The 13604-nt window shown below is 36.8% G+C and carries 14 protein-coding genes; 4 read left to right on the forward strand and 10 right to left on the reverse strand.

Features of this window, described 5'->3' with window-relative positions:
• Positions 1-29 precede the first annotated feature (29 nt).
• The gene (locus GLW08_RS02455) at positions 30-572 is read right to left on the reverse strand and encodes a peroxiredoxin (RefSeq protein WP_160846992.1); all 543 of its coding nucleotides are present in this window, start codon (positions 570-572) and stop codon (positions 30-32) included.
• Between the two features lie 406 nt (positions 573-978).
• On the opposite strand from GLW08_RS02455, the gene GLW08_RS02460 reads away from it, so the two are divergent.
• Positions 979-1827 (forward strand): mechanosensitive ion channel family protein, encoded by an 849-nt coding sequence (locus GLW08_RS02460; RefSeq protein WP_160846993.1) that lies wholly within the window; start codon positions 979-981, stop codon positions 1825-1827.
• Positions 1828-2296: 469 nt separating this feature from the next.
• Here GLW08_RS02460 and GLW08_RS02465 read toward each other — a convergent pair whose 3' ends face one another.
• The 8 genes from GLW08_RS02465 to GLW08_RS02500 form a co-directional block, all read right to left on the reverse strand.
• Positions 2297-3592 (reverse strand): hemolysin family protein, encoded by a 1296-nt coding sequence (locus tag GLW08_RS02465; RefSeq protein ID WP_160846994.1) that lies wholly within the window; start codon positions 3590-3592, stop codon positions 2297-2299.
• Between the two features lie 116 nt (positions 3593-3708).
• Positions 3709-3957 (reverse strand): YkuS family protein, encoded by a 249-nt coding sequence (locus GLW08_RS02470; protein WP_160846995.1) that lies wholly within the window; start codon positions 3955-3957, stop codon positions 3709-3711.
• Positions 3958-4039: 82 nt separating this feature from the next.
• Complete coding sequence (locus GLW08_RS02475; protein WP_160846996.1) at positions 4040-5155, reverse strand: N-acetyldiaminopimelate deacetylase; 1116 nt, start codon at positions 5153-5155, stop codon at positions 4040-4042.
• A gap of 72 nt (positions 5156-5227) precedes the next feature.
• The gene (gene dapD / locus GLW08_RS02480; RefSeq protein ID WP_160846997.1) at positions 5228-5947 is read right to left on the reverse strand and encodes a 2,3,4,5-tetrahydropyridine-2,6-dicarboxylate N-acetyltransferase; all 720 of its coding nucleotides are present in this window, start codon (positions 5945-5947) and stop codon (positions 5228-5230) included.
• Positions 5948-6184: 237 nt separating this feature from the next.
• Complete coding sequence (gene cbpB / locus GLW08_RS02485) at positions 6185-6619, reverse strand: cyclic-di-AMP-binding protein CbpB (protein WP_160846998.1); 435 nt, start codon at positions 6617-6619, stop codon at positions 6185-6187.
• A 124-nt stretch (positions 6620-6743) separates the two neighbouring features.
• Entirely contained in the window at positions 6744-7229 is a 486-nt protein-coding gene (locus GLW08_RS02490; RefSeq protein ID WP_160846999.1) for a hypothetical protein, read from the reverse strand.
• A gap of 419 nt (positions 7230-7648) precedes the next feature.
• On the reverse strand, positions 7649-8863 hold the full coding sequence (locus GLW08_RS02495; protein ID WP_160847000.1) for an EAL domain-containing protein: 1215 nt from the start codon (positions 8861-8863) through the stop codon (positions 7649-7651).
• An 878-nt stretch (positions 8864-9741) separates the two neighbouring features.
• Positions 9742-10173, reverse strand: a complete 432-nt coding sequence (locus tag GLW08_RS02500; RefSeq protein ID WP_160847001.1) for a hypothetical protein — start codon at positions 10171-10173, stop codon at positions 9742-9744.
• Positions 10174-10341: 168 nt separating this feature from the next.
• Between GLW08_RS02500 and trhA the strand changes: the two genes are divergently transcribed.
• On the forward strand, positions 10342-10977 hold the full coding sequence (trhA, locus tag GLW08_RS02505) for a PAQR family membrane homeostasis protein TrhA (protein WP_160847002.1): 636 nt from the start codon (positions 10342-10344) through the stop codon (positions 10975-10977).
• Positions 10978-11232: 255 nt separating this feature from the next.
• Here the strand turns inward: trhA and fadH are convergent, their stop codons facing one another.
• Positions 11233-12000 carry a 2,4-dienoyl-CoA reductase gene (fadH, locus tag GLW08_RS02510; protein ID WP_160847003.1) on the reverse strand — a complete coding sequence of 256 codons (768 nt, stop codon included), beginning with the start codon at positions 11998-12000 and terminating at the stop codon, positions 11233-11235.
• Positions 12001-12187: 187 nt separating this feature from the next.
• On the opposite strand from fadH, the gene GLW08_RS02515 reads away from it, so the two are divergent.
• Positions 12188-13066 (forward strand): metallophosphoesterase, encoded by an 879-nt coding sequence (locus tag GLW08_RS02515; protein WP_237458259.1) that lies wholly within the window; start codon positions 12188-12190, stop codon positions 13064-13066.
• 92 nt (positions 13067-13158) lie between these two features.
• On the forward strand, positions 13159-13494 hold the full coding sequence (locus tag GLW08_RS02520; RefSeq protein ID WP_202406357.1) for a hypothetical protein: 336 nt from the start codon (positions 13159-13161) through the stop codon (positions 13492-13494).
• The last annotated feature ends 110 nt before the right edge of the window (positions 13495-13604 follow it).

Here is a 13604-nt window from a genome sequence, read left to right on the forward strand (position 1 = left end):
ACAGTTAGACCTTAGTGTACCCTCTACTATTATAGAGTATCCTGACCTGGCTTCCAGTTTGCTGGGCAAAGTCCACCAGTTTGAAGTGCTTGAAGTACACGTAGTGTTTCATCTACGTCACGTCCTACTTCATCAGGGTTAACTGTAGCGTGTTTAAGTTCACCTTCAGGACTGATAATGAAAAGCCCACGAAGAGCAATACCTTCTTCTTCAATTAGAACACCATAGTCTTTTGATACTTGATGGTTTGTATCTGCTGCTAATGGATAGGAAACATCGCCAAGACCATTATCATCACGACTTGTATTAATCCATGCAAGGTGAGTGTGTACTGTATCTGTAGATGCACCAACAACTACTGCATCAAGATCTTCGAATTCGTCGTAACGATCAGAAATTGCTGTGATTTCTGTAGGGCAAACGAAAGTGAAGTCCATTGGATAGAAGAAAAGAACCGTCCACTTGTCGTTTTTCATATTTTCTTCAAGGCTTACTTTTTGAAATTCTTTGTTAGGCATAACAGCTTCCATTTCAAAGCGTGGAGCTTGTTTTGCTACCATGCGTTCTGCCATGATAATCCCTCCATTAATTAGTAAGTATTTACATCAGTTTCTACAATCATTGATGGTTATTCAGGTTTATCTTTCAACCACGTATCATATTATAACGAAGCCTCAATTTTTAGTCAATGTTAAATAATAATTAATTTAATCTGTGATGTGCTATCTCCTTGAATTCCATCAAACCTTTATCATTGTTCCCTATTACATTTCTCATTAAACAATAAAAACGGATGAATGAGAAGTAATATGCTTTATTGGATGTTTTATGGTACATTCTTCAGTGAAATGACAAAGTATGTCAAAGTTTGATATGTGTCGAGCATTACCATTTGAAATGGTTCTTTTATGTAATGTATAGTAAATTACATAATGCTTACATATTTGACTTCATACTTAATGTTGGAAAGGGGATTATATGAATTTCTTTAAAGGTGGAGAATTTAGTTGGACAGCCTTTTTAGATCCTGTTCTATCAGCAGGATTAAAAGTGGGATTAGTCATTATCGTATTTCTAATAGTTTCCCCAATTGGGAAGCGAATTATTTCAAGTTTAATTAATGGGGCTGGAAAGAAACAAAAATTATCTGAAGGTCGCTCCAAGACACTAGAAAAGCTTATTTTAAATGTTTATTCCTATGCATTAGGCTTTATCTTAATTGCTACATTGTTTGGGTTATTTGGTATTGATCTTGCACCTCTAATTGCCGGAGCAGGTATTATTGGACTAGCCATTGGTTTTGGCGCACAAGGCCTTGTTAGCGATGTAGTTACTGGTTTCTTCATCCTGCTTGAAAAACAAGTTGAGGTAGATGAATATGTAACAGCTGGTGGGATGAATGGTGTTGTGGAAGAAGTTGGCCTACGCACTACAAAAGTTCGTAGCTTTGATGGGACATTAAACTTCATTCCCAATCGTCATATCAGCACAATTAGCAATCATTCTCGTGGAAATATGCGTGCATTAGTAGATATCGGAATTGCTTATGGGGAGAATATCGATGACGCTGTAAAAGTTCTCCAAAAAGTTTGCGATGATTTCGCTGAAAATGATGAACGCATTAAAGACGGACCAAATGTACTAGGTGTACAAGGTTTAGGTTCCTCTGATGTTGTCTTGAGAATACTTGGTCACACAGATAACATGCAACAATGGGCTGTAGAACGTGATTTACGCAAACGGATGAAAGAAGCACTTGATGCAGAAGGAATTGAAATTCCATTCCCACACCAAGTTTATATTACAAAACAAGAAGAACAATCATAGTACACTTTCTAAGTATTTATCATTAAAACACAATACATCACCAAAAAGAGCTTGGATTATTTCCAAGCTCTTTTTAATAGAAGATTATTCCATTAAAGCTGAGTTTGAGATAAACACTTATTTAGCGGGATGTTTCCAATACCTTAATATGGAATAAAGGTGGCCTGGGAACAACTCGCGTCCTGATGGGGAGCTGGCAAGCCTCCTCGAGCCCAAAAGCGGGCTTGCCTACCTCTTTCTCCGGTGGGAGTCACCTCGTTCCCTGGCACACCTTTACTTTTGTTGAGATGAACGGAAACATGGCTAGGTTTGCTCGGTGGGATGCGTACTTCATGTATTGAAGATTAGCCAATTTGACGAGGTATATTGAATATGCGATCTCCGCCACCGACTTTGTATTTACCATGGCGAGATTTTTTATGCCATTAAAAGAAAATGGATCTCATGAAAACAGGCCTAAACTCATTGTTTAGGCTTGTTCTTCTTCTCTCTTCCATACTTCCACTTTTTTAATATGCGAATCCTCTAAATCTTTCACTTTGAAGCGATAATCTCCTACATCAATCTCCGTGCCAATATCAGCTTCCATATTTTGCATCATAATCCAACCGGAAATAGTATCGACTTCATCGTGGTCTAGCTCTAAATCGAAATAATCATTTACATCTTGAATAGACATTTTTCCATCAAGCAGTTTATGACCGTTATCTAATGACTCCAAAGGTAGTTCTTCCTGATGATCAAATTCATCTCTTATTTCTCCGACAATTTCTTCAAGTATATCTTCTACAGTGACAATACCAGATGTGCCACCATATTCATCTACCAAGACAGTCATATGAGTGTGCTCTTTTTGCATTGTTACTAATAAATCACGTAGAGGAGCATTTTCGAATATCTTTCTTACAGGTCTTATATAATCCCGAACTTGACTTGTTTCATCGCACTCATCATAAAATAGTTCTTTCATATGAATAATACCTACAATATCATCCTTATCCTCGTTAATTACTGGATAGCGTGTGTATCTTTCTTGCTTCATCATCTCAATAATATCCATGATGGAATCATTTAAATCAATGACAACCATTTCTGTTCTTGGAATCATAATTTCTTTTGCTGAGCGATTGTCAAATTCAAATATACGATCAACATATTTATACTCCGCTTGAGTTATTTCCCCTTGATGATAACTTTGGGTTAGTATATGTCGTAATTCTTCCTCTGAATGCACTTCTTCTTGTTCTTTTGCAGTCTGCAACCCAAACATACGCACAAGTACATTGGCCGATCCATTTAATAGCCAAATTAATGGATACATAATAATATGAAACCAAATTAAAGGACGCGCAACAAGTAAAGCAATAGTTTCTGCTTTTTGTATAGCAAAGGTCTTTGGTGCTAATTCCCCTAATACCACGTGTAAGAATGTAATAATAAAGAATCCAAATGCAAAAGAGATGGTATGGGTTAATGGTTCCGGCATTGCTAAAGCCTCAAATAAAGGATGAAGCAACTGCTCCATAGTTGGTTCTCCTAGCCAACCTAATCCTAAAGAAGTAATGGTGATTCCTAACTGACAAGCAGACAAATAGTCATCTAAATTTTTTACGAGCTTTAGACCTAATTCTGCTTTTTTATTGCCGTTTTGAGCCATTGATTCTAAACGAGATTTTCTAATCTTTACGATAGCAAATTCACTTGCTACAAAAAAAGCAGTTAATATAATTAATAATGCTACAATCGAAAGTTTTAAAGCAATCATTAAGACCTCTCCCTATTCACTAAAAATGGTTTGGAATGCTATTTATTCCACAGACTTCCAATCCAAAATAATTCTTTAAAGGGCTGACATTTTTGTATTTTAGCCAGCCCTGTTGTTTATGCTTTTATACCTTTAGAATCTACTGCCTGACATACTTCATCAGCTGTTAAGCCATCAGCATTAATAACAGACCCTTGGGTTGAAGCTGTTGCCATTCCCATAACATTTTTATCTTGACCAGAAATTACACAGCAATCACAGCCATTTGCATCATCTTCACTTCGCAGGTCAACAATTTCATGCCCTTTGGCTTGTAATGCTTCACGAACGTCTGAAAGAGTTCCTTCCACTCCAACTTTAGACATTGTACATCCCTCCTTTGAATATAGAACGAGATCGTTCAGCTTGTAGTTTATCCTGAACAAAAGAAGGTATGCACAAATAGCTCTATAATCGCCGCAACGAAGCCTCTACTACATTCACGCCTACCTCAAGAGCTTCTTCATTCGGTTGAAGTTTGCTATGGTGTAAGCCATAAGGAGAATCGACACCAAGCCAAAACATAAATCCAGAGATATCACGGAGCATATAACCAAAGTCTTCACCCGTCATAGCTGGTTTGGAATCTCGATAATGATACCCATTATCTTCAACTATTTTTTGAAAAGGCTCTATAAACTTTTCAGAATTACGTACCTGATAATAATTTGAACCATAGTCGATTTTAATAGAACACTCTTGGCTAATTTCAGTTCCTTTTGCTAACGCCTCGATTTTTTCTTTTAATAAGTCCATTGTTTCAGCATGAAATGATCTCATCGTTCCCTCTAAGCGAGCGTTTTCTGCAATTACATTTTGCACGAATCCTCCCTCGATTTTACCGATTGTTACAACCGCAGAATCGAGTGGATCAACATTTCTAGCTACGATTTGTTGCGCTTGCACTGTAAATTGACTAGCAGCTAACACCATATCTCTTGTAAAATGAGGGTATGCAGCATGTCCACCTTTACCCTTAAAATCAATAAATAATTCACTTGTGTTAGCAAATAATAGCCCTTTACGAGAAGAAATAGTCCCAACTGGGAGCTCTGGTGCTATATGTAATGCAAAAACCGTATCCGGCCACCATTCCTTGAGTTGTTCACTTTCTATCATAGGCAAAGCGCCTCCTGGCCATTCCTCAGCAGGTTGGAATAAAAACAGGGCATTTTGTTCTGCTGGTTCTCTTGCCAAACGCGTTAATGCTCCTAATGCAATCGTCATATGCATGTCATGCCCACACGCATGCATATTCCCTTCATGTGTTGATTGAAACGCATAACCTGTGTCCTCTTGGATGGGTAGGCCATCAATATCGGCACGATATGCAATTGTCTTCGTTGCATCAGTGCCAAGCACTTTTATAAGAACACCCGTTTCCCATGTTTTGATTTGTAAATGATCTTGTGGTAACTGCTGAATATAGTCTAATATATATTGCTGAGTCTTGGTTTCCTTAAATCCAAGTTCAGGAATTTTATGCAATTCTCTTCTAATTCCTATTAACTCTTCTGCCTTCATTCAATCACCTCATTTATTTAATATCACATCATATAGAAAAGAAGCAGGAGGAATTCTCCTGCTTCATGATTATTAATCGTCTAGTTTACGAAGTTCTTGTTTAATTTCTGTTTTTCCTTTAGTTTGATCATCAATTTCTTTAATGACCTTGGCTGGTGTACCAGCTACAACTGAATTTGGAGGAACGTCTTGGGTTACGATGGAGCCTGCTGCTACAACAGATCCTTTTCCTACTGTAACTCCTTCAAGAATAACTGCATTCGCCCCTACAACAACTTCATCTTCTACTACAACTGGTTTTGCGGAAGGAGGCTCAATAACACCTGCTAAAACAGCACCAGCACCAATGTGGCAATTCTTTCCTACTGTAGCACGTCCACCAAGCACAACGTTCATATCAATCATCGTGCCTTCACCCACTACAGAGCCAATGTTAATGGCAGCACCTAGCATAATAACGGCACCATCACCAATTTCTACCTGATCACGGATAATAGCACCCGGCTCAATACGAGCATTAACTTTTTTCAAATCTAGCGTTGGAATTGCTGAGTTACGACGATCATTTTCAACTACGTAGTCAGCAATTGCATCCTCATGTTCTTTCAAAAGAGGCTCAACCTCTTTCCATTCACCGAATAGGACACCTGTTTCGTTATCAACGAATGTCTTTACATTCTCACCGAAATCAAGTGTCTTTAGGTTCTCCCCTTTAATATATACTTTCACAGGAGTTGATTTTTTGCTGTTTGATATAAAAGAAATAATCTCATTTGCATCCATTTGTTCCATGTGTAGTTCCTCCTTCATATTATGTATGTTCCTTTATTGTTTTACTTTATCAAACACATTGTGTAGTGACAAGAAAATTAGTTTCCCTGCTAGTATTAAACATAAGTTGATCTCTAATGGAAAAAACACCTTATGAGTAAGACATACACATTTACTCTCCTTGGAACCATACTCCTCCTGAATACCAACAAAAAGAAAAATTGTTGACCCATAAAATGAGTCAACAATGTCGATTTACTATTCATTAATATTTTGGTGTAGGAGTTTTAATATAGCGCGTCTGGTTAAGATTCCGTCGAAGAATCCATCGACATCTACTACACAAACGAATGGATGATCAATAACGGATTGCAGTCCTTTTGAGAAGTTATCGTCAGGGCTTATATAAGGGACGTTCTTATTCATAACTTCTTCAACTGTTATCGTGGAAAGTCGATCTAATTCAAACTGTTCTTTTCCTAGCATGTTGTTTATTATATTAGTTTTGCTTATGATCCCTTTTAGTTTATATTGAGGATCCAAGACTGGCACTGCTGAATAACCAGATTTCACTAGTACTAGTAAAGCGTGTTCCATCGGATTACCACCTTGTACGTGGGCAACTTTTTCTGATGGAATCATCAAGTCTCCAACTGAGTACGTTTCCAATTCTTTTCTTTGTACACTAATCAATTGTTACACTCCTTCTAGTTCAGCACATGGAGGAGCCAAGCAATCATGAAATTCTCAATTCCTTTGTATCCCAAAAAACATTATACCATAAATGGTTAGAGAATACGATATCCATTTACCGAACTTATTGATTTGGATAAACCCACTTTAAACTAGAGATTTTCAATCCATTTTCCTTATTCACTATGGTTATACGTTGTTGAGGAATTTGAGTTCCCATTAATTCCGAAGAATCTTGTCTAGATTCTTCAATTAGTAACTCATCATTCGATACTGATTTCACATCAAACCGCTTGGATTGCAAGCTATGTATCATATAGGGAGAAAAATCTGTTGAAGCGAATTGATATCCTTCTCCAGAGATAAATAAGTGTTCCTTAAACATCTCCATCATTAAGTCTTTTGTAAAAACACTCAAAAAGTCTTCTCTAATATAGTGATACTGGGATGACTTTTCAGCATGAAGCGATTGTATATCATGTGCTTTCAAAAGAATTTCCTCCCATCCCCCCTCAGTTAAATCCTCAATATCATCTTCTATATTTGCTTGTACATTCGTACTAAACAAGCATAATAACCCTATTACAAGTACGATTGGTATCCGCTTCATAAAACATTCCTTTCGTTAAAATGTAGGGGGGATGATCGCTCGCATAGGTAGATCAACCCCATTTGTGCGTTATGATTCTTTTTGATTGTGCTGAACTTCGATTTTAATAGGTATTAATTCTTTGTGTCCGCAAAGGGAACAGGCAAGTTGTTTTTTTGAAAATAAGACACAACATCGTGTACATCGGTATTGCATCATACATCCCTCTTTCTGGTTGTTGATACTTATTCTAGCAATATATGATATGCAGTGGAGAACTATTCGTTCGCAAATTCCCTGCATGACTAGACAAGTATCGAGAGAAGCTTCGATGAAATCAACATAGATGTAGGAGGTATTGACGAATATAATCGCTTTTCGCATTTAAGGATTGATTCTTCGACAAAAAAAACCAGCAAATCCATATAGGAATCTGCTGGTTAAATAAGCAAGCATTCATGTTCATAAATGTAAGAATACTGAATGTCAATAAAGATATAGTGATGGGCAGATAATGGAAAACTAAAGGTTCGAACCATTTCTCTTGTATCAATATCAGAATAAAGATCTGACAACCGTCCTTTATTCCACATTCTCATTTGTACCATGTTCTCAAGAAAATAAGGACGGAACGCCCAGTTTGTACCTAAAATCTCCGACTCCTTTATCCAATCTTCATGATACTTGCGATAGTTTGATGAGATTTGTTGACCATTACTATCACATACATAAATTCGGAAGCTCTCTTCATCAAAATAACGACAGACTTTTTCAATAAAACTATCTACCTTCTTTGGCCCATCCCAATGATCCAATAAACCTCTTGTTCGTTGGTCCCATTTCAAGACAAATGCTAATCGGTCTTCAATTAATCCTTTCTCTCTTCGAATAAAAGCATTGACCTGATCTTTTAATAACCCCTCTTTTGCAAAAGGATTTAAAAACGAAAATGAAGGATGTTCTAAATAATAGCCCTGATAAAATCTACCACCATGCTTCCATGCGTAATATAGTTGGAAAGAGTCTTCCACATTTTCAAATAGCATAGCGGCACCAATCCTGCGTGCTAACATAGATAATGAATATAAGATGTCCTGGAAACCACTAGAATTCATATCTCTTAAAATCTTTGAATCAATTTTTAGGATATGCGGTTCTAGTTGTCTAATGTAATCCAGATTTGAACTTTTAGCTCCGACTTGATCAATCGCAATTTGAATACCATAGGTTTTGTAATACAACAATAGATGGCTTAAACTTTCAAAATCCTCTTCGAAATCATGTTCTGTTATTTCCAGTACAATTCGATTATAGGAAAAACCTTGTTCTACGAAAGATGTAAGTGTTTCAATTAATTTTTCACCATTCAACATTAATTGTCTTGCATTCCGATTAATGAACAAACAGCTAGTCTTGTCCTCGTTATCTACAACCTCTTGTAAAGCTAATTTCAATAAATGCTCGTCCAGTTCTAGTTTGAAATCATCGGGTACTTGAGGATCTTGAAAAAAAGTTCCTAAGCTCTCCCACTCTTCACCTACCTTAATTCTTCCAAGTACTTCATAACCTATTATGTCGTGCTTAATTGCTGAAAAAATAGGTTGATAGGCTGGTTTTGTCTTCTCAATCTGGGCGATTATGTCTAATGGATCCATATGTAATTCCCTCCTGTACTACACATACTCTGTTTTTCTCATGTTTGGAAGAGTCAAGCAACTCCCTTCCCCCCAATTCTGATGTAATAGTTAAACTACCGTGAGTATCCTCAGTAAAACCCTTTGCAAAAATGGCTAAGTCCTCCACTACCCGCTCCTGTTCTGATTCTAGGTTTATCTTTTCTATAAAATCAATCAAATACATAAGGTAGTTCTTTTCTGGGGCAATCCCTTCTCCCTCATCATGAATAACATAATAACTTCGTCCCTCGAGTCTAATTGAACGGTTATACTAATTCCATCGAGTCTTTGGTGTATTGTATTTCCCATAACATTCACAACAATCTGGCGAATTCGAACCTTGTCTACAAAAGTAACCTGATCCTCTTCACCTAAGTTTTTGTGAATATACAGTTGTTTATCTTCTAGGAATCATAACATTTAAGTTTTCATTTAATCATCCGCGCCCATTTCCAACGCTATATATAGTATCAATTCATCTGTTCTTGTAGTTAAATGATGTCTGGAAGCGAAGGTAATAGCGAACGAATTTCTCGTAAACAGGTAAGTCGATCCATTCAAGGCATCATCATATCCAAAAGCACAAATTCAATCTTGCCAACTTTCAGGAGTACCAATGCTTCATCTCCATCTGCTGCTTCTAACAAGTCAAATTATTCATTAGATAGATAATTGATAATTGGCCACACATTCTCGTATATCTTGATTATCATCTACGAAAATAATTTTTAGTAACAAAGGTAGCCCCCTTTTTTATGTTATATATATTTTAAAACATTACCTTAAAGTTCGGTAGTATGGAAAATCTAAAATCGAAAAGCCCAAGCAAGAAACTTGGGCTAGTGTATATGGAATGTTTACTGATCTTTTTGCTTATGTTGATCATTTTTCTCAATCGGTTGATCTAGTTGATTCTCAAATTCTTCACTCATTTTCTCTAGAATCCAATCACGTTTCTTTTCTGTCATCCAGCCCTCTTCAACATTTTGATCTAATTTCACTTTTGCTTCCTTCAAAAGTTGCTTTTTCACTTCTTCTGGTCTTTGTCCTGCTTTTTCGATTACTTGGCGTAATGTTAACCCTTTTTCTTGATAAGAACGCAAATCATCTTTTGATGTGTTGATAATCTTAGACAAATCATTCAACATCCATTTGTGATGACCTCTATGATGTTCGCACTCCCCATTGTTATTGACTGGGCTATAGTCTTCTTCTGCGAAAGCATTTACATTAATCAGATTCAAAGCAAACATAGCTATTAATGTTCCAACCCATAGCTTAAGCTTCATGATGTATACCTCCTTTCTTGTTGAGTCATTCTATAGCTTAACCAGTATTTATCTACAATATCTCAAAAAAATCTATAGATTTTGTTAAGACACAATAATATGATTTGGGTAAAGTGACCAAAAAAGATATAATAGAAACAGAAGTTTAATGAGAAGAGGTTTTGTCTAGTGGAAACACATACATTCACTAAAAAAGAAGAAGTCGCTAATGCCATAACACATGGGATTGGCGTATTATTAAGTATTGCCGCCTTAGTTATACTTGTTGTGAATGCTAGTATGAATGGTGGACCATGGGATATCATATCTGTGTCCATTTACGGAGCTTCAATGATTTTCTTGTATTTATCCTCAACACTTGTTCACGCAATGCCACCTGGAAAATGGAAGGACCGCTTCGAAGTTTTTGATCATGCTGCCATCTATTTATTTATTGCAGGAACTTACACTCCAATATTGTTACTCTTGTTAGGTGGCAATCTAGGGTGGACGCTATTTGGTGTAGTATGGGGAATTGCAATCGGTGGTGTATTCTTCAAAATGTTCTTTGTAAAACGTTTCGTCGTATTATCAACTGTCTTTTACTTATTAATGGGATGGATCATTGTTTTTGCTTGGAACCCACTAGTTGCTAAGTTCGCTTTTGGCGGTCTAGTACTCCTCATAATTGGAGGCATTCTGTATTCTCTAGGAACCATCTTTTATGTATGGCGAAGTTTTACATTTCACCATGCAGTATGGCATATCTTTGTTATGGCAGGAACCATCGTACACTTTTTTGCGATTTTCTTCTATATACTGTAATGCTTCCTTTTGAAATAAGATGGACATTAATAACATGAGCAGAGAGGCTTCTTTGATTAATCCCATAAAGCAACATCTTTAAAAGAAATGATAAAGATGCCTTTATCAGGCATAGGGTATATACTGAAATTAAACATTCACAATCCACAACTTATTGTTTAATAAGAGAACTCCTAACGAAATCACTATGTTAGGAGTTCTTTTATTCGCTCATCTTGAATGACTATTCATTCATTTTGAGTTCTTCATCTTTTTTTAAAAAGGAAATGAATTTAACCATTGTCCACCATCTAAGGTAACAACCTCACCATTCATATAAGAGGCTTTTTCAGATAAAATAAAGTGCGCCAAATCTGCTATCTCTTCTGGTTTTCCTAACCTTCCAAGTGGAACTGAATCTAATGTTCGTTTTGCAGCTTGTTCTGATTCAAACAATTTTTCAGCTCCTCCAGTTCGTTCGATTGGGCCAGGAGCAATCGCATTTGTCCTAATTTTGTACTTATGCCCCCATTCTACTGCCAATGTGCGAGTCATGGTTAAAACACCGGATTTAGCACTTGCAGAGTGAATCACTCCAGCACCTGCGTTCCAAGCATAAGTAGCAACAATATTAAGAATATTACCTTGAATCTTGTTTTCAATCCAATACTGTCCCACTTCTCGACTGCAATAGAATGTACCATTTAATACAATATCAATAACTGAATCCCAGCCATTTACTGATAGTTTTTCTGCAGGGCTAACAAAATTCCCTGCTGCATTATTTACTAAATGGTGGATAGACCCAAAGTGATTGATGGTCTCTTCGACCATTCGAGCAACATCCTCAGGCTCCCGTACATCCATTACAATAGTATAAACTCGGTCTACACTTCCACCTGCAATCTCATTTTTTGCAGCTTCCAATCGTTCTTCATTTCGCCCAGTTATAACAACTTTTGCACCTTCTTCTACAAACTTCTTGGCCATAAATTTTCCCATTCCATTTGAGCCACCTGTTATGATGGCAACCTCATTTTGCATGAATCCTCACTCCTTTACTATATAATCATTTCTTTTAATAAACACGAAATACCTTTCAACATAAAAAATTTATTCAGATTTTCATTGAAATACCGAACAGAAAAAAAGCGAATTCATGCTATAATTCATCTATGAATCTCGAACTCTTTTACAGAACGAGTAAATACCAACAAAAGGCGTGACGTTTATGTCTAAAAAAATGACCCGCCGTACATTTATTAAACGCTTATTCGGAAGTGTGTTAGGCTTAATTGGGTTAAGTGGGGGTACGTATTATTACGCTAAACATATAGAACCCTCCCTATTAACAATGAAAGAAGAGACCATTGAATTAAGTAATATCCCAGATGCATTTGATCAAGTGAAAATTCTACAGTTTAGTGATACGCACATTGGTTTTCATTATGATATTCCTCAATTCGATGCATTAATAAATGAATTGAACTCCAAGCAACCTGACCTAATTTTATTTACAGGAGATTTATTTGATGCACCAAATCAAGTTCCATTCGAAATACTTGAGCAAGCTGCCGCAGTTTTATCCAGACTAGATGCACCACTTGGTAAGTATTGGATTTATGGAAATCATGATCATGGAGGTTACGGAACAGAAATTATTGCTACTTATATGCAAAAAGGCGGATTTCAATTATTGAAAAATGAACACGTGACATTGAAGAAGGAGCAGTCCACCATAACGTTAGCAGGTTTAGATGACGCCATGCTCGGTAAACCAAATGTCAACAAAGCATTACAAGGTGCAAATCCAGATTTATTCACTCTTCTAATGTGTCACGAACCAGACTATATACATCAAGTAAATAATGCACCAGTCGATATACAACTTTCCGGACATAGTCATGGTGGTCAAGTTCAGATACCATTCTTTGGGTACCTAGTCACACCTCCACTAGCTAAACAATATGTAGAAGGGTGGTACAGTATTGGGACTCACCCCATTCGGCTATACGTTAGTCGTGGCATAGGAACGACAAGGCTGCCTTACCGATTCATGTGTAAACCAGAATATACAATACACACTTTACAAAGTACGACCAATAATTGATGCATCTATCAATCTGTTTTTTAGTGGACATACTCATCTCCCTTAATCCTTCATAAGATGTTATGAAAGCCCAATGAAAAGGAGAGATGGTTATGTACACACATTACCCAGTGGTTTATTATCCCAGAACTGATATTAATCAAATTCAGCCATATATGGATGAAAATTACAGAAATGATGAACGTTTTATCGGCCCCTTCTTCCTACCATTTGTAGCAGGAGGTCTAGCTGGTTTAGCTGTAAGTCCATTTTTCTTTGGTGGATTCCGCCCCTATCCGTATCCTTGTTATGGCTATCCTTGCTACCCGCCTTATGGAGGTGGATATGGTCCATACGGTCCAGGGCCATACGGAGTTCCTTACCGATTAGATTCACCTAACTTTAATACCTATACATCAGAATACGGCCAGGAATTTGATGGAGAGTAACAATAGGCATTTCTAATTAGCCAGTTTCCCTAAGGAAAGATATGTATGACCTCCATGATCCCTTTTCAAATAAAACGTAGCGCTATTGTTTTCACTTTTTGTTCATAGCT

This window comes from Pontibacillus yanchengensis, from assembly GCF_009856295.1.
GTDB classification, from domain to species: domain Bacteria; phylum Bacillota; class Bacilli; order Bacillales; family BH030062; genus Pontibacillus; species Pontibacillus yanchengensis_A.